Consider the following 17,939-nt stretch of genomic DNA (forward strand, 5'->3'; position numbering starts at 1 on the left):
TCATGATTAATATTCAAAATACCATTTTAGGTAAAATTGTTGACCGTAAACATGAGGAACTTGCTGCGCGTTTAAAACAACGTAATTTGCAAGACGTAGAAGAACTTGCAAAAGCAGCGACTCCGGTGCGTGGCTTTGCAAATGCTTTACAACATAAACGTCCGGGCGTGATTGCTGAAATTAAAAAAGCATCTCCATCAAAAGGAATCATTCGCGCAGACTTTAATCCTGCCGAAATTGCCCAGCAATATGAACAAGCTGGAGCAGCATGTTTATCGGTATTGACCGATGTTGATTTCTTTCAGGGTGCAGATGAAAATATTGCGATTGCCCGTAATCATTGTACCCTACCTGCTTTACGTAAAGACTTTTTGGTCGACCCGTACAATGTAGTTGAAGCACGTGCTTTGCATGCTGACTGTATTTTATTAATTGTTGCTTGTTTGTCTGACCAGCAACTCGAAGAAATGTCTAAAACTGCGTTTGAGCATCAACTTGATGTATTGGTTGAAGTTCATGACGAAGAAGAGTTAGAGCGTGCCTTAAAGCTTTCTGAGCAATGTTTATTAGGCGTAAATAACCGTAATTTAAAAACCTTTGATGTAGATTTAAATACTACTATTCGGTTGAAAAAATTACTTCCGGCCTCACGTTTATTGATCACTGAAAGTGGTATTGCGACACCAGATGATGTACGTATGATGCAAGAGCATGATATTCACAGTTTCTTGGTTGGCGAAAGTTTTATGAAACAACCACGTCCAGATCAAGCTTTTACTGCCCTTTTTGGACAACCTCAAACGGTTTAATGAAGATATATGAGTAATAAAGATTCATCGCTTTCTAAAGAGCAACAAAAGTTATTGAAGCAATTTAAAAAGCAAATCTCCAATCCTCATTCAAGCAAAATCGCAAATCAGCCTGAGTCTAAAAAATCTCAGGCTGAGTCTGAAGAATTGGAAGACACACATCTATTTAAGCAGGCTGTTGCAGGCGTTAAACCCATCAACAATAGTAATATTGCCGATGTAAAAACCCCACGTGCCAAAAAAGTTGATGCACAAACTCTGGCGAAACGTGCAGCTGCCGAAGGTGGTCGTGATACTGAACATGCCGAGCTATCAGATACACAAGCTGCTTTAAATCCGGTCGCAAGCCAAGCAACGTTAAGCTATCGCATTGCGACTCTTCAACATAAGGTTTTTGAAGACTTAAAAGCAGGCAAGATGCGTTGGTTTGAAGCTGTAGATTTACACGGCTGTACCATTGAACAAGCGCGTGACGCAGTTTTACAAATCATCCAGATGGCAAAAGATGAAAATCAAAATGTCATTAAAATTGTGCATGGTAAAGGCCCAGAAGCGGTCTTAAAAACCTATGTCAATGGATGGCTACGCCAACATCGTGATGTTTTGGCATTTGTAAGTGCCCCTGAAAACCAAGGTGGCACAGGTGCTGTTCTCGTACTGCTTAAACGTGCAGAAAAAAATCCAAAATTTGAACAAAAAAAATGATCCTTTGGGATCATTTTTTTACATCAAATACCTGTAATAATTGAGCAACTACTGCAATGGCAATCATTGCAGGTTGTTTTGATGAAATCCCGTCTATCCCAATCGGGCAAACCAAACGTTGCAAAGTTTCCGAAGTATAACCTCGCACCTGCATACGTTTTTCAAAAATAGCCCTTTTACTTTTTGAGCCAATCATCCCAACATAAGCAAATGGTTTTGCCATAGGTTTTAAGGCTGTAAAACACAGTTGCAAATCTAATTGATGATCATGAGTTAAAATTAAAATTGCACCTGAACGGTCAAAATGCTCAATCTCAGCTTCTAAGGTATCAGTAGTTAAACATTGCACCTGTTCCAGTAAATCGGATGGGAAAATATCATCACGCGGATCAATCCATTTCACCCTCACACCAATAGGTAATAAACAACGGACAATTGCTTCACCCACATGCCCCGCGCCACAAATCAGCACTTGCATGGTATTTGGTTGAATCTGCTGGCCAAATTGCCATTCTTCACTGCTGCCAGAATGAAACTCGAAACTTGGTTGTTGTTCCATATCCATAGTCTGCCAAGTGGATGCATATTGATGTGAGACGTTACGCCATATATGCTTTCCAGCTCGCCATGCTTGCAAACTCACGGATAAATCCGATATGACCGTAGCGGGTGATATTTTTTCAAACAATAACCACATTACTCCGCCACAACACTGCCCTAAACGAGCACTGAGGTTAAAGCGTTCAATACGCCTCACACAAGTTTCCGTTTCTTTTAACATTGCTTTAGCAATATCAATTGCCTGAAACTCTAAATGCCCGCCACCGATCGTATCTGACTGCTGCCATTGCTTTTGCAAATTAAACCGCAACAACATGGATGCACCAACCTCTCGCGGTGTAGAACCATCAGCGCGGACTACTGTGACCAATACTATAGGCAGAGCATCGACTTGCCACGCTACAAAATCAGTCCACCATTTTAAATGTTGCATAATCTTCTACATTTTAGCCTGTGGGCGAGCAGCCAAAGCTTGTCCCCGTCCAATAGCAATTGCACGTAAAATTTCTTCGGCAGTTGCTGGAGCATTGAGCACTAGCGGAGCTTTTTCGGGAATAGCCGCCTGTACCGCCTGACGAATTGCAGAGAAAACAGATAATGCCAACATAAATGGGGGTTCACCTACCGCTTTGGAGCGGTAAATGGTGTCTGCCTGATTTTGATTATTGAACAGTTTGACATTAAAAATATGAGGAATATCTACACTGGTCGGGATTTTATAAGTTGAAGGCGCATGGGTAAATAATCGGCCTGCGTGTGGACCCTGCGGCTGCCAATACAACTCTTCTGTCGTGAGCCATCCCATCCCTTGCACAAACCCGCCTTCAATTTGCCCAATATCAATTGCAGGGTTAATTGACTGCCCAACGTCATGCAAAATGTCGGCACGTAATACTTTCATTTCCCCAGTTAAGGTATCTATTGCGACCTCGCTAACCGCTGCACCATAGGCATAATAGAAAAATGGACGCCCTAAATGGTTGACCTGATCATAATGAATTTCTGGCGTTTTATAAAAACCACTATCCCATAGTTGTACACGTGCCATATATGCCCGTTGAACCAAGTCAGGAAATGTCCATGAATAGCCATTGGCTGTTGAAACCATACTATCTTCAAACTGGACTTGGTCAGCTTCACTTTGACTTATTTCGGCTGCAAGTTTAGCCAGACGCTCACGAATTTTAATACAGGCATTTTGAACAGCTTTACCGTTTAGATCTGCGCCACTCGATGCTGCAGTTGCCGAAGTATTTGGTACACGAGAAGTATCGGTTGCAATTAAACGAATACTATCAATTGGTAAACCCAACTCATGTGCAGCAATCTGACGTACTTTGGTATATAGCCCCTGTCCCATTTCTGTACCACCGTGCGTAATCGCAACAGTGCCATCCATATACACGTAGACCAGTGCACCCGCCTGATTGTAATGCACAGCGTTAAATGAAATACCAAACATTAATGGGGTTAACGCAATACCACGCTTAATGATGTCATTGTTCTGATTAAAGGCATGAATAGTCTGTCTACGCTTCGCGTAATCACTACTTTGCAATAGTTCGGCTACCAATTTTGGCGCAACATTATCACGGACTTCTGCCCCATAGTGCATACGGTCACGTCCGGTACCAGGCTGCTCAGCAAAGAAATTGCGCTGACGAATTTCAACCGGATCGCAACCTAAATAACGAGCAATGTCATCAATAATATTTTCAATGACAAACATACCTTGCGGTCCACCAAAACCACGATATGCCGTATTGGAAACAGTATTGGTTTTACAACGTAAGTTACATAGCTCAACTGCATTTAGATAATAGGCATTGCCAATATGGCAAATCGCACGTTCATTCACTGGTCCAGAAAGATCAGCCGAAAAACCGCAGTTTGAGGCCAGTTGTACCTTTAAGCCTTGCAAGATACCAGTGTCATCAAATGCCACAGACCACTCATAAGCAAAACCATGACGTTTGCCTGTAGCACTCATGTCATCATCACGATCTAAGCGTAATTTACACGGACGGCCTGTTTTTTGTGCTGCCAAAGATGCAATGCATGCCCACTGTGCCGACTGCGACTCTTTACCACCAAAACCACCGCCCATACGGCGGCTTTCCACACTCACCTGATGCATATTCATGCCTAGTGCATGACAAATCAGTAACTGCATTTCGGTTGGATGTTGTGTCGAGCAATAGACTTTTAAACTCTGATTTTCTTGTGGAATCGCATAGGAAATTTGCCCTTCAAGATAAAAATGCTCTTGCCCACCCAGCTCAATAGCACCTGAAAGTTGATGAGCTGCATTTTGAAATGCTTGCTCAACTTCACCATGGCTAAATTCAACAGGTGGTAACACCCACGATTCTTTTTTAATTGCATCTTGAATCGTTAAAATCGGAGTTTCGGGCACATACTCAATTTTTGCTAAGCGAACTGCCTGACGGGCTTGCTGATAACTCTCGGCAACAACGATAAATAAGGCTTGTCCATAAAATTCGACCTGCTCTTCGGCAAAAATTGGGTCATCTTTAACAATCGGCCCCCAATTATTTTCAACCTCAATATCCTTTGCCGAAAAAACTGCATGGACACCTTCAGCCTGACGTACTGCATCCAAATCAAACTTACTGATTTTGCCTTTGGCACAATTTGAAAATCCGACAGCTAGGTGCATGGTATTTTCAAGCTCAGGTAAATCATCAATATAAGTTGCCTGCCCCGTCACATGTAAATGCGCGCTCTCGTGTGGAATCGAATCACCTGCTTTAGCTGATTTTTTAGAAATATTTAAGTCAATGGTTTGATTCATATTAGATCTCCACCATAGCAATCAGGTCATTCACACGAGTGAGTGTTTGAGACAGGATTTTTTCTACATAAAAACGCTTTAAACAGTTTTTCGCGACGTGTAAACGATACGCTGAGCTAGCACGTCCATCATCTAAAGGCTGATAGTCTTGCGACAATGCCTCTTGTGCCTGAACGATCAATTCTGCTGTAATTTGCTGGCCTTCTAATATGGCTTCTGCATATTTTGCACGTTTGGGAATAGCTGCCATACCACCAAAAGCAATTCTTACATTGTGAGCGACATCATCATTATCTAACTCACAAGAAATGGCTGCACATACCGCAGAAATATCTTGCTCAAAACGTTTGGCAATTTTATAGCTGGCAAATTTAAAACGTGTCTGCCCTTCGCGAAGCGGAATAACAATCGCCTCAACAAACTCACCAAGTTGTAATGCTGTTTTTTGATAATCTAAATAAAAGTCTTCCAAAGCAATTTCACGGGTCTGCTCATCTACACGCAAAATCAATCGTGTGCCTAGCGTAATTAATGCCGGCATTGAATCACCAATAGGCGAACCATTAGCAATATTTCCACCTAGTGTTCCTGCATTTTTAATCGGCATGGAAGCAAAACGGCGCTGTAATTCTTGAAAGTCGGGATAAAAATCTGAAATTTTAATGAGTGCATCACTCAAACTTACATTTGCCCCAATCGTTAAAGCATGGTCTGTGACTACAATCTTTTTCAGCTCTTCAACTTGACCTATATAAAGCATATCGCCCAAATCACGGCCCTGCTTTGTGACCCACAAACCGACATCTGTGCTACCTGCAACAATACGTGCTTGCGGCAACTGTAAACGTAAAGTAGCAAAATCCTGCAAAGTCTTGGGTGCAAAAAATTGCTGCTTTTGATCATTCAAATGCAATGCAGGTAATGCTTTGATCTCTTTTAATACATCAATTACTTTTTGACGTTCTAATACAACACGTGGATAGTCATAAGCTTTTTGTGCTGCATCTAAAATAGGGCGATAGCCTGTACAGCGACATAAGTTTCCAGAAAGATAATCACTGATTTTATCTTTGCTTGGAGACTGTTGTTCATTTTCATACATTGACCATAACGACATGATAAAACCGGGTGTACAAAAACCGCATTGTGAACCATGCATATCGACCATCGCCTGTTGTACCGGATGAAGTGTGCCATCTGGTACTGGCAATAAGCTATGAAGGTCTTCTACTGTAAATAGGGCCTTACCATCTAAAGTTGGTAAAAACTGAATACACGCATTCACACTACGTAATTGCAGGTTGTCATTGACCAACTCACCAATCACTACTGTACATGCACCACAATCGCCCTCAGCACATCCCTCTTTTGTACCAGTCTGCCTAGTCTTACCAGTTTGAGTATATTCTCGCAGAAATTGTAAAACCGTCATTGTGGGTACTATATTTTCTACTTGCTGCTGACCACCACGGAAAAAGAAGGTGATTGGACGTTCTAACATGTTTTATCCTTATGCTTTATAATAATGCTTCTGTGCAAATATGATGCCATTAGGCGATCATTTAGAACTTATCAATATTAAGCGCACATTTCATGTCCAAACACTTGACTATTAACGATAAAAAACATGAAATTTATTCATCTTTTATCAAGCGTAAGGAAAAACCAAAATAAATATAGTGCGAGGATTTATGAACATCAGGTCATGTTTCTGATACAATGCCGAGCTTGTCTAATAGAGTAAATTTATACGTCTTATGTCAATGCAGCAATCGTACGCAAATATTCTGACTGCCGTCGGTGAAGACCTTAATCGTCCCGGCCTTAAAGATACGCCTGTGCGTGCGGCTAAAGCTTTTTCATATTTAACTTCTGGCTATAGTAAAACTTTAGAAGAAGTCACCAATAATGCTGTTTTCCCATCAGATAACCATGAAATGGTATTGGTGAAGAATATTGAATTTTATTCGCTCTGCGAACATCATCTTCTCCCATTCTATGGCCGTGTTCATGTTGCCTATTTACCAGAAGGCAAAGTTCTTGGCTTATCTAAATTTGCACGTATTACCGAGATGTTTGCTCGTCGTTTGCAAATTCAGGAAAACCTGACTCAGCAAATCGCTGAAGCTGTTGCAGAAGTCACTGGTGCTCGCGGTGTCGCTGTAGTCATCGATTCAGCACATATGTGTATGATGATGCGTGGTGTAGGTAAACAAGAATCTACCACCCGTACAGTTTCATTTGTCGGAGATTTTAAAACCGATAAAGAAGCGCGCCGTGAATTCTTAAGTGCAGTACCAGAAAGCTACTAATATAGCTTTTACTGCCTAAATAAAAGCCCGACAATGTTGGGCTTTTTTTATAGCTGAACGCGATAAACTTCAATCCAATTCTATAAAACATAACAATTAAATTAGGTGATTTTTGTTATAAAAGTAGGCATCTTTCTTTTTAAATAATTTATGAGCTAATCCTCTGTACACGACAAATTTCACAGAACCCTTATCCTATCAGGATTCTGCTTTCTTAAAATTGCCAAAATTTCCTTAAACTCTTCTTTTTTCCCAAAACCAATTAAACGCTGAATCGCCATTTGAACATAGTCTAAACCATAGCGAAATAAACTCATTGAGAGTCGTCCATGCTTCTTTATTTTTATCGCTTTTTTTTGATTATGTTGCCATTCACCCGTTAAGTAACACCAACAGAAGCTTATAGCTAACACCGCAATCAATTTTTTCACTCGTCTAGGGTCTGTCAAGCGCGTATTTTCAAGATTAAACCCGCGTCCTTTGAGACAACTGAATAAGGTTTCAATTTCCCAGCGTAATGCATAATCCTGAATAGCATTGGCATTAAACTGAGGAGAAACGACGAGTAAAAGCTCTCCATTTTCTAACTGTAGTGCACTTATATATAGTTTCACCCGACCAACCAAAATCCGTCGTTTACGACATTCAATTTGACCAACTTTAAGATGGCGAAATAAATCACTAATTTTATGATTCTTTCCTAAATGATTGGTGACAATGAAGTTTTTTTAACACGAATGCAGAAGTTGATGTCTTGTTCAATTAACCATGTAAACCACTGCTCACCGATAAACTCTCTGTCTGCGAACACATTCACAATACGGTCTTTACCAAAAATGGCTATAAAGCGTTGAATCAAAGCAATACGCTCTTTCGTATCTGAATTTCCACGTTTATTAAGCAATGTCCAAAGGATAGGTATCGCTATTCCACGATAAACGATTGCGAGCATCAGGATATTAATATTTCGTTTTCCCCATTTCCAATTGGTTCTATCTAAAGTCAGTTGCACTTGGTCGAATGAAAACATATTGAAAATCAACTGAGAAATTTGACGATAATCAAAATACTGACCTGCAAAGAAGCGCTGCATACGTCGATAAAATGATTGTGGTAAACACTTGATGGGCAAGGCTTTAGATGCAGAAGAAAGATTACATGTTTGCTTTAAAATAATCACAAGCATGATGAGCGCAAAGCACTTTAAATGTGACTTGTTCCATTTTAGAGATTTGTTTAAGATAAGATATAACTCATTGAGATGTGTCATAGTATTCGTCGTTAGAAAACAATTATTGTGACATTATTTCAATGAGCTATCTATTTTTGTCGTGTACAGAGGAGCTAATCATGCGATTTAAAAAAATTTCTTGTCTACTTTTATCCCCGCTTTTTATTTTTAGTACCTCAATTTATGCGGGCAATACACCAAAAGACCAAGAAATTAAAAAACTGGTAGATCAAAACTTTAAACCGTTATTAGAAAAATATGATGTGCCAGGTATGGCTGTGGGTGTTATTCAAAATAATAAAAAGTATGAAATGTATTATGGTCTTCAATCTGTTCAAGATAAAAAAGCCGTAAATAGCAGTACCATTTTTGAGCTAGGTTCTGTCAGTAAATTATTTACCGCGACAGCAGGTGGATATGCAAAAAATAAAGGAAAAATCTCTTTTGACGATACGCCTGGTAAATATTGGAAAGAACTAAAAAACACATCGATTGACCAAGTTAACTTACTTCAACTCGCGACGTATACAAGTGGTAACCTTGCCTTGCAGTTTCCAGATGAAGTACAAACAGACCAACAAGTTTTAACTTTTTTCAAAGACTGGCAACCTAAAAACCCAATCGGTGAATACAGACAATATTCAAATCCAAGTATTGGCCTATTTGGAAAGGTTGTGGCTTTGTCTATGAATAAACCTTTCGACCAAGTCTTAGAAAAAACAATTTTTCCGGCCCTTGGCTTAAAACATAGCTATGTAAATGTAGCTAAGACCCAAATGCAAAACTATGCTTTTGGCTATAACCAAGAAAATCAGCCGATTCGAGTTAACCCCGGCCCACTCGATGCCCCAGCATATAGCGTCAAATCGACACTACCCGACATGCTTAAGTTTATTCATGCCAATCTGAACCCACAGAAATATCCGACAGATATTCAACGTGCAATTAATGAAACACATCAAGGTCGCTATCAAGTAAATACCATGTATCAGGCACTCGGTTGGGAAGAGTTTTCTTATCCGGCAACGTTACAAACTTTATTAGACAGTAATTCAGAACAGATTGTGATGAAACCTAATAAAGTGACTGCTATTTCAAAAGAACCTTCAGTTAAGATGTACCATAAAACTGGCTCAACCACCGGTTTCGGAACATATGTGGTGTTTATTCCTAAAGAAAATATTGGTTTAGTCATGTTAACCAATAAACGTATTCCAAATGAAGAACGCATTAAGGCAGCGTATGCAGTTTTAAATGCAATAAAGGAATAACCGTTTTAGCCAAAAACAAAAAGAGAAATAGTCATCATCTATTTCTCTCTTTTTATAGGTATATGGTTTAAAAGAACCAAACATATCCTAAGCTTGATTTCATCCAGTCCAGATGATTTTGTTTTTCATAATCCCAATTAAAGCGAATGGCATTATTACTATTAATGGCATATTGCCACTGTGTATTTAGCCGTAAGTTCCATTGGTTTTGGTCTTCCCAATATGGCAGCTCAACTTGTACCACAGTGTTAAATTTTTCAAGCCACTGATTCATACATCCTAATGTCGGCCCTACTCCCACACGCCAGCCTTTATCTAAATTTGAACCCGCTTGGACATAAGTTTGTACCTGCCCATAGCAAATATGTTTGCGCTCATAATCTGCAAGACTGTAACCAACCTGAGCATTAAAGCTCGCGACGCCATGCTGCTTTTCATCACTATAAACGCCGTCATGAACCGCTTCCTGACGCCAGCCTAAGTTAAATCCCCAAGTCAGCGGAGTTTTAAATGGTTGAATCGGGTTATAAGAGTTCACTTCTAACAGATCAAGACGTTCTAGTTTTAAATAATCATCTCGCCACTGTGCATTACCATTTAAAAATAATAATTGAGTACCAGCACGGTATCCGCCCTGTGGATCTATTAAGTCATGATAAGCCTGCCTATGACCTATCTCGATAAACTTGTCACCTTGCACCTCGCCCAGTTTTAGCGAGACATTACGTGCATTATGGCCTTGAGTCGGCTCGGTTGATGGTCTTTTAGGTTCTTGGCGCTGTTTGTCTAAATCAATCTGACTTCGTAGTGCTAAAAGCTGTCTAAGCTGTGGCTGAGCAAAGCTTTCTTCAACTTTGCGACCAATAAATTGTAGATATAAATCATCATAAGCCATCTCAAGAATTTTGGCCTGATCTGATGGGCTAAATGATTTAAGTGTTTCCGAAGAATCTTTAATTGGCTTCATTGCTAACTGATGAGCAATTTTAGCTAAAGATGCGCCATGCTGGTGAGCTTGGGCCAATAATTGAGTTTCTAAAGCAGGTCGATACACAGGAGCTTTGGTGAGTCCTTGTTGTTGCATCGCTTTAATGGTTTCCATTGGAATAGAAGCGTAGTTAAACTTTTCTTGTAGATGAGATTCAGGTTTAACTAAATCGACTAAGCCTAATAACCGATACGCACAATTATCACTCACAAAGTAATAAGGGAAGCTTACATGTTGCATTTCCCAAATATGACTCACCAAAAACCGCGTTTCTTCTGGAGATAGATTTAACTCATATTCCCACAAATCACGGCTCTCAAAATCACCATATTCTTTTACCTTACGATAGTAAGGCATAAGTGAGTATTCACCCGGATACTGCCCTGTTAAGCCTTTCCATGCATATGACCAGTTGTCATTGCCTGCCACAGTTGCTGCATAGTTTACGGCATAAGAAACGAGGTTTAACTGCTGTTGATCTTTAGGATCTAGACGCAATAAGGTATGCCCAAACATTGAGCTTGGATTACCCATAAAATCTGTAGCGTAAATTAGGGTCGCTTTGTAAGGCTTAATCTGCCCAATCCAGTTTTCAAATTCTGAACATTTTACTTGTGGCAATTCATTTTCTTGAATGCCTAATTGCTGTATAAGCCACTGACTGCGTGCCGGAAATTTACAGCGAATTGACTGGTTATCTTGCGTAGGTATAAATAATGCCGAGATGTCTGCTTTCAGTTCTTCTTTTAAATTATTTTTTCCATTTTCTGATAGAAAATAGCCAGCATAAGTGACCTCACTTTTCTGGTTTTTATTGGCATACATAAGCCTTTGCCATGTAATGTCTTGGTCTAATTTTTTTTGTTCTGCAATGGACCAGTAGTTTTGAATAGATGGATTTGTTTCTGCTGAATACGCAATATTCACTGCCAAAGAGGCAAAAATTAAAACAACCGATTTCATTAAGCTCATCAATTTTTATCATTAAATATAAGAAAAACCCTGCCAAATGACAGGGTTTTCAATTTCAAACTTATACGTAAGCTTTTAAAACTTCGTCTTTAGCCATTACGTTTTGTAATGATGCTAATACTTGAAGTGTGTTTTGGTTGTTTGTTGAATAGATTTCACCAAAGTTTGCTTTTGAAACTTTGAAGAAACGGTCTTTATCTTGTGGTTTGATTTGCATTAACTCAGCAAGTACATTCAGGCTTTCACCTTGGCCTACAGCCATGTCACGCGCTAAAGCTTCTGCATTTTCATTTGTGAAAGTAACAACTTGTGCTGTAACTGTTCCACCTTGACGGCAACCTAAAGTACCGAAAGTAATACCTAATAATTGGTTAGTAAAAATACCGTTTGTTGTTGCAGCAAGAATTTTAGGCACCACTCCTTTTTGGCCAGCCCATACTTGCGTACCCACACCACAACCTACATCGTTATCAGCCATAGCAACACTTGAACCAGCTGCTAACAAAGCAGCTAAAGCTAATTTTTTTAACATAGATGTATATCTCCAAAATCATTATTGATTGTTTCTTATGTATTGTTATGTGTAATTCTTATTACACGATATTAAAGATAGCGATAAGCCAATCATTTAGCAATTAAAAAATAAATAATATGATAAAAAGTGTAAAAGAAAAATTTATCTTAAATTCCAATTACCTTGATTATCTCGATGACCTAATATTTTAAGTACTAACACTAAACTCAAAAGCAATAATAAATACCATGATCCAAGTTTACCCCACCCCACCATATGCCAAGCCTCTACCTGACTTGGATAGAGCCAGATTTTATAAAAAGTACTAATATTTTCAGCAATCCAGATGAGAAAAGCGAGTGTTAACAATACAGGTAGCATCGGTGTTTTAAATTTATGCTCATTTAATTGGAAATAAAGTTTTGTTTTCCAAAAAATAAAAACACTGATGGCAAATAAAATATAGCGAATATCGGGTACAAAAAATTTACTCATAAAATTTATATATGAGAAAAATGCGAGCAAAAGCATACTTCCGAAACTCGGAAGTTTTTCAAAAGAAACTTGCAGCAGGCGTATTGAGCGTGCAAAAAAACTACCTACGGCAGAGTACATAAAGCCTGCAAATAAAGGCACAGTCAAAATTTTAAATACCGCAGGCTGCGGATATTGCCATGAAGCAATCGCAGGATGAGTCAAGAATATTTCCATGACCATCGCCATGACATGAAATAAAGCAATAACTTTGGCTTCTGCCCATGATTCAAGTTTTAAATATAAGAGACATATCTGAATAATCAGTGCATATATGAGTAAATAATCATAACGATAAAAGCCCATATATTCATGGCTTCCCATCGACGCAGTTAGGGCAAAAGCAATGAGAAGCAAAATACCAAACAAGGCTGCCGAAACAGCCTTGCCAATAAATTGAAGAGGCAAAAACAGATATTGCACAAAAAACTATCCTAGATATTTAGCACTATATTCATGTACCGTATCTACAAAGATTTTTGGCTGCGCCGGATCTACCCATTGGGTAATACCGTGCCCTAAGTTAGCAACGTAACCGGTCTTCTCACCGTTTGCGTAAGCATCGTCTAACATTGCCTTTACAGCTTTTTCAATTGAAGCCGCCGAACCATATAAAACAGCCGGGTCAAGGTTCCCTTGTAGGGCAACACGACCTGCCACCGTGGTTCGAGCCGTATTTAATGGTGTCGTCCAGTCCAGCCCTAATGCATCGGCACCTGTCGTGATCATTGGTTCTAACCATTGACCGCCACCTTTAGTGAACACAATCACTGGAATACGGCGTCCATCTTTTTCACGTTGTAAGCCCGCGATAATCTTCTTCATATAGTTAAGAGAGAACTCTACATATTCACGGTGTGCTAAAGCCCCACCCCAACTATCAAAGATTTGAATTGCCTGAGCGCCTGCATCAATTTGCGCATTTAAGTAGTCAATGACTGAATCTGCTAAATGGTCGAGCAACGCATGCAAAACTTCCGGCTGCGCATACATCATTTGCTTGGTAAAACGGAACTCTTTGCTTGAACCGCCTTCAACCATATAAGTCGCCAGTGTCCAAGGACTACCCGAAAAACCAATCAGTGGAACTTGTCCACCTAAAGCAGAACGAATCGTACTTACTGCGTTCATCACATAATCAAGATCGGCTTTAGCATTAAGCTTAGGTAAGTTAGCCACATCTTGTTCAGTACGTACCGTTTTATGAAACTTCGGACCTTCTCCAGTTTCAAAATATAGTCCAAGCCCTAATGCGTCTGGAATAGTTAAAATATCTGAAAATAAAATTGCTGCGTCTAAATCGTAGCGACGCAAAGGCTGTAAAGTCACTTCACAAGCAAACTCTGTATTTTTGCATAAAGATAGAAAGTCACCAGCTTTTGAGCGTGTTTCCCGATATTCAGGCAAATAACGTCCTGCTTGGCGCATCATCCATATTGGAGTGGTATCTACAGGCTCACGTAATAAAGCACGTAAGAAACGATCATTTTTAAGTGTCGTCATTGCCGATCTCTATCTTTTTCATGTGGCAGCATCATAACAAAAGGTGAGTGTTTTTATAATTTCAATTTCACACAAAAAACTTGCCAATCTACTAAAAAATGCATATTTACACAAAAGTCTACTGCAAGAAGAAACATTTTCTGCAATACTTGCAGCATGTTACATCGGGTTTATTTATATCCCTTCGCGTCTCAAATAAGCCAATATTAAATTCATAAGAATGAATGATTGGTGAGTTTATGGCCTAAAGGATCTGATTTTCCCTATTGCTTATATGAAAATTCTTAAGGTTGAATTACATGTTTGTTCGCTCATTACTCGCTATGAGTTTAAGTTGTATTATTGCTAATGTTGCTTTGGCTGCGTCAACAACTGAGCAACCACTGAACCCTAATAAAGTATCTGCTCCTGTAGAAGATCCGATTGATCCGCTTGCTGTAGATGCTGCTTCAACTGTAAAAGCTCAAGCTCAGACTCAGATTACTGCACAAGAACAAAATGACCTAAATAGAGCGTCAACAACATTACAAAATTTACAAAAAGCTGAAGACCAAAATGCTGATTCAGGTATTGCCGCTTCAACACCAGTAGCTACGGCTAAAACCACAACAGCTACTGCGTCTACAGCAACTTCTGCGCCAGCGGTTACATGGACATTAGATAGCTTAAACAACGCTGAGTGGTATGAAAATATTGGCAAAGGCCAACTTCCAGTTTATGCACGCGCTCACGTTATGCTTAATAATGCACATGCTTCACCGGGTGCTATCGATGGCATGAGCGGTAAAAATACATTAAAAGCAATTGCATCTTTCCAGCAAATGAATGGTTTATCTCCTACTGGCGAGTTAACTAAAGAGACTTGGGATGCGCTTGTTGCTAAACAAAACAAACCAGCATTTATTGAATACACCATTACCGATGCCGATTTAAAAGGTCCTTACGCACAATCAATTCCTTCTGACTATGCTTTACAAGCAAAAATGAAAGGTTTGTACTACACACGCGTAAGTGAAATGTTGGGCGAGAAGTTTCATATTGATGAAGCCTTCTTAAAGAAAATTAACCCGACTGCGACATTCAAAAAAGTTGGTGAAAAAATCATTGTTCCAAATGTACGCAATGACTTACCAGAAGATATTCACTTGATTATTGCGCATAAAGGTGCAAAACAGTTGTATCTGTTTAACAGCCGTAATCAAATGATTGCGTCATTTCCTGCAACAATTGGCAGTACTGATACGCCATCTCCGACCGGTACTTACAAGGTAGTAGGTGTAGCACGTAACCCTTGGTACAGCTACTCTCCTTCTAACTTTGTACAAGGCAATAACTTAAAACCGCTTTCATTACCACCAGGTCCAAATGCTCCTGTAGGTAATATCTGGATTGGTTTAAGCAAAAAATCATTTGGTATTCACGGTACACCAAACCCGTCTTTAATTTCTAAAACTGCATCACACGGTTGTATCCGTTTAACGAACTGGGATGCTAACGATTTAGGTAATAAAGTACGTTCAGGCGTAACTGTTAAATTCTTAGAATAATCCTCTTAATTAAAAAAGCCTGCTTTATGCAGGCTTTTTTATTAAATTTTTTAGCATAGCCCCGTAGAATATGTAGTTATTGTTTTTGGCTATAAAAATAAAACCAGCCTAGGTTTACTAATTACACAGCAATTTTTGTATTTAGAATATTTAACATGGTTTGCATTTTAGCTTCTGTTTCTAGCCATTCAGCTTCAGCATCTGACCCTTCAACAATCCCCGCACCAGCATATAAGCGCATTTTATTTTCACTGAGTAGACCACATCGAATTGTCACTACCCACTCACCATTACCCTCCGCATCCATCCAGCCGACTAACCCCGTGTAATAATGTCGGTCATAACCTTCATGATCTAAAATAAACTGCTTAGCAACATGAGTTGGTGAGCCACAAACCGCTGGTGTTGGATGTAATTCTAATGCAAGGTTTAATGCATTCGGTGCCTGTTGTTTGAGCATACCTTGGAATTCTGATGATAAATGCAACATTGTTGATGTTTCTAAAATATCTGGAAATTCAGAAACCTTAAGCTCTACACAATGAGTGGCTAAATTTCTAATAATATTTTCAACCACAATTCGATGTTCATGTTGGTCTTTCTCAGAATGATTTAATTCTTGTTGGCTGACGAAATTTTTTTCGGAAATCTGAGATTTGGGTCTAGAACCGGCCAAAGGATTACTGGTTACAATACGACCTTGTTTTGATAAAAGCAGTTCAGGACTTGCACCTAGAATATAATTATTATGTTCTACTGGAATCACAAAATTATAAGCATTTGGATTTTGTTTTAATAAAGCAGCCAATAAATTTTCAGGCTCTTGATGACGGTTAAACTCATATTCAACAGCCTGAGAGAGAACAACTTTTTCTACCTTCTTTTTCTCAAAAGCATCTAAAGCTAGCTGTACTGTACCTTCAAATTTTTGTCGTTGAATGAGTAATGACTTATTAATTATCTCAATATTATTACGATTTTTTAATGAGTTAATTGTAGAAGATGCTTGTGTTATTTTTTTATGATCAGCATAAAAATTTAAGCTACTTTTCTTTGTAATATCAAAAGGTATAGCACCAATTAAAACTGGATTTTGATGGCCTTGCTTTTTAATTTCTTCAAAGCATTTTGCAATCTCTTCATTCAATAGTGTGGTATTTGCTGCAGGTGTATTTAACGTTTTAATAAATTCGCTCACCTCAAGATAATAATTCTTCGTAGAAAAACATGAAAATTTCTTTTGACCGATATGATCTAAATTTTGCTCTACTGATATTTGAGTCTGCATCATCTGTATATCACCTCTCACATTGATTTTTTTCAAGCAAATTCTGTAGTACTTCTTTTTAAATATAAGGATATAAAAATACTGAAACACACATTAATGCAAATGATTATTATTATCAATAACAAATTTAGTTTTCAATGCAAGAAATTGTAATTATCTCGTTATTTGTATGAAAAAAATAAACTTTAACCTCTAGAGTTATCCCGCTTAAACTTTCTTGTCTAAGGTAAAAATAAAGAAACGCGCCATCTAGTGCTTTAAATTTTATATTTTTAAAATCAATAGTTTGCTTATATTTTAAATAAAATGCCTTAATGATACTTTCTTTAGCAGAGAATATTATCAAATATAAATATGCTTGATTTCTTAGTAGCTTTTCAATTTCTTCTTGCTCATTTTTATGAAGAAAAACATCATAAAATTCATCTTTCTTTTGAAAAAAAATATGATGTTTTTGAGACTCTATATCGATTCCAAATATTTTTTCTTTAAGCGTGTTATTTCTAACATATGCGATGGCATGACATGATTTTTTTGATCCAACATGACTAATCCCACCCATCACTCCTTCGGGCCATAGGGGCTCTCCCTGTTTACCTTGATGGACAATAGAGTCTTGTAAATTGAAGCGTTGTAATGCATATTTTGCTGCTAAGCGCCCCGTCAAGAACTCTAATTGACGAATGAAGCGTGAGCTTTTTATATTCGATGGAAGAAATATATTCAGCTCCTGATAGATATGATCAAGCTGAGGTATTTCTTTGATTTCACTGAGCTGGACTTTATGTATATCTAGCCCGAAAGCTGTTAGCTTTTCATATTGAATATTTATTTCATCCAGACATGAATTAGCCCCTCTACTTAACTGCTTCTTCGTATTCATAGCATG

General features: G+C 38.6%; 15 protein-coding genes. 5 read left to right on the top strand and 10 right to left on the bottom strand.

Going from position 1 to position 17,939, the window contains the following annotated elements; genetic code table 11:
• Nucleotides 1–2 precede the first annotated feature (2 nt).
• Entirely contained in the window at nt 3–809 is an 807-nt protein-coding gene (trpC, locus tag EGT34_RS05670; RefSeq protein WP_000608310.1) for an indole-3-glycerol phosphate synthase TrpC, read from the top strand.
• Between the two features lie 9 nt (nt 810–818).
• Nucleotides 819–1,514 (top strand): Smr/MutS family protein, encoded by a 696-nt coding sequence (locus tag EGT34_RS05675; RefSeq protein ID WP_000066126.1) that lies wholly within the window; start codon nt 819–821, stop codon nt 1,512–1,514.
• Nucleotides 1,515–1,524: 10 nt separating this feature from the next.
• Here the strand turns inward: EGT34_RS05675 and xdhC are convergent, their stop codons facing one another.
• The 3 genes from xdhC to xdhA are packed head-to-tail and all read right to left on the bottom strand — an operon-like array spanning nt 1,525 to nt 6,391.
• Nucleotides 1,525–2,508, bottom strand: coding sequence for a xanthine dehydrogenase accessory protein XdhC (gene xdhC / locus EGT34_RS05680; RefSeq protein WP_001164166.1), 984 nt, complete (start codon nt 2,506–2,508; stop codon nt 1,525–1,527).
• A gap of 6 nt (nt 2,509–2,514) precedes the next feature.
• Nucleotides 2,515–4,890: a xanthine dehydrogenase molybdopterin binding subunit gene (xdhB, locus tag EGT34_RS05685; RefSeq protein ID WP_031974722.1), complete on the bottom strand. Its 2,376-nt coding sequence runs from the start codon at nt 4,888–4,890 to the stop codon at nt 2,515–2,517.
• Between the two features lies 1 nt (nt 4,891).
• Nucleotides 4,892–6,391 carry a xanthine dehydrogenase small subunit gene (xdhA, locus tag EGT34_RS05690; RefSeq protein ID WP_031974724.1) on the bottom strand — a complete coding sequence of 500 codons (1,500 nt, stop codon included), beginning with the start codon at nt 6,389–6,391 and terminating at the stop codon, nt 4,892–4,894.
• 262 nt (nt 6,392–6,653) lie between these two features.
• On the opposite strand from xdhA, the gene folE reads away from it, so the two are divergent.
• Nucleotides 6,654–7,202, top strand: a complete 549-nt coding sequence (folE, locus tag EGT34_RS05695; protein WP_001187844.1) for a GTP cyclohydrolase I FolE — start codon at nt 6,654–6,656, stop codon at nt 7,200–7,202.
• Nucleotides 7,203–7,381: 179 nt separating this feature from the next.
• On the opposite strand, the gene EGT34_RS05700 is transcribed toward folE, so the two are convergent.
• Nucleotides 7,382–8,472 (bottom strand): IS4-like element ISAba1 family transposase gene (locus EGT34_RS05700; protein WP_085940648.1). Its coding sequence is split into 2 segments (ribosomal slippage): nt 7,382–7,932 and nt 7,932–8,472, totalling 1,092 coding nucleotides; the frame shifts between segments, so codons are not numbered across the junction.
• Nucleotides 8,473–8,552: 80 nt separating this feature from the next.
• Between EGT34_RS05700 and EGT34_RS05705 the strand changes: the two genes are divergently transcribed.
• A complete protein-coding gene (locus EGT34_RS05705) occupies nt 8,553–9,704 on the top strand; it encodes an extended-spectrum class C beta-lactamase ADC-214 (protein ID WP_060454527.1) in 1,152 nt (383 codons plus the stop codon).
• Between the two features lie 67 nt (nt 9,705–9,771).
• Here the strand turns inward: EGT34_RS05705 and EGT34_RS05710 are convergent, their stop codons facing one another.
• From EGT34_RS05710 to hemE, 4 genes are all read right to left on the bottom strand, one after another.
• The gene (locus tag EGT34_RS05710; protein WP_029574791.1) at nt 9,772–11,664 is read right to left on the bottom strand and encodes a DUF4105 domain-containing protein; all 1,893 of its coding nucleotides are present in this window, start codon (nt 11,662–11,664) and stop codon (nt 9,772–9,774) included.
• Between the two features lie 61 nt (nt 11,665–11,725).
• Entirely contained in the window at nt 11,726–12,196 is a 471-nt protein-coding gene (locus EGT34_RS05715) for a DUF3015 family protein (protein ID WP_000914200.1), read from the bottom strand.
• A gap of 144 nt (nt 12,197–12,340) precedes the next feature.
• Nucleotides 12,341–13,135: a DUF817 family protein gene (locus tag EGT34_RS05720; protein ID WP_001199675.1), complete on the bottom strand. Its 795-nt coding sequence runs from the start codon at nt 13,133–13,135 to the stop codon at nt 12,341–12,343.
• A 6-nt stretch (nt 13,136–13,141) separates the two neighbouring features.
• Nucleotides 13,142–14,215 (bottom strand): uroporphyrinogen decarboxylase, encoded by a 1,074-nt coding sequence (hemE, locus tag EGT34_RS05725; protein ID WP_000209397.1) that lies wholly within the window; start codon nt 14,213–14,215, stop codon nt 13,142–13,144.
• Nucleotides 14,216–14,514: 299 nt separating this feature from the next.
• Here hemE and EGT34_RS05730 point away from each other — a divergent pair, with 299 nt between their 5' ends.
• Nucleotides 14,515–15,762 carry a L,D-transpeptidase family protein gene (locus tag EGT34_RS05730; protein WP_000498089.1) on the top strand — a complete coding sequence of 416 codons (1,248 nt, stop codon included), beginning with the start codon at nt 14,515–14,517 and terminating at the stop codon, nt 15,760–15,762.
• Nucleotides 15,763–15,883: 121 nt separating this feature from the next.
• Here the strand turns inward: EGT34_RS05730 and basJ are convergent, their stop codons facing one another.
• Nucleotides 15,884–17,053 (bottom strand): acinetobactin biosynthesis isochorismate synthase BasJ, encoded by a 1,170-nt coding sequence (gene basJ, locus EGT34_RS05735; RefSeq protein ID WP_000983824.1) that lies wholly within the window; start codon nt 17,051–17,053, stop codon nt 15,884–15,886.
• 124 nt (nt 17,054–17,177) lie between these two features.
• Nucleotides 17,178–17,933: an acinetobactin biosynthesis phosphopantetheinyl transferase BasI gene (basI, locus tag EGT34_RS05740; RefSeq protein ID WP_002085525.1), complete on the bottom strand. Its 756-nt coding sequence runs from the start codon at nt 17,931–17,933 to the stop codon at nt 17,178–17,180.
• Between the last annotated feature and the right edge of the window lie 6 nt (nt 17,934–17,939).

It is taken from the genome of Acinetobacter sp. FDAARGOS_558, from assembly GCF_003937785.1.
Taxonomy (GTDB): Bacteria; Pseudomonadota; Gammaproteobacteria; order Pseudomonadales; family Moraxellaceae; genus Acinetobacter; species Acinetobacter baumannii.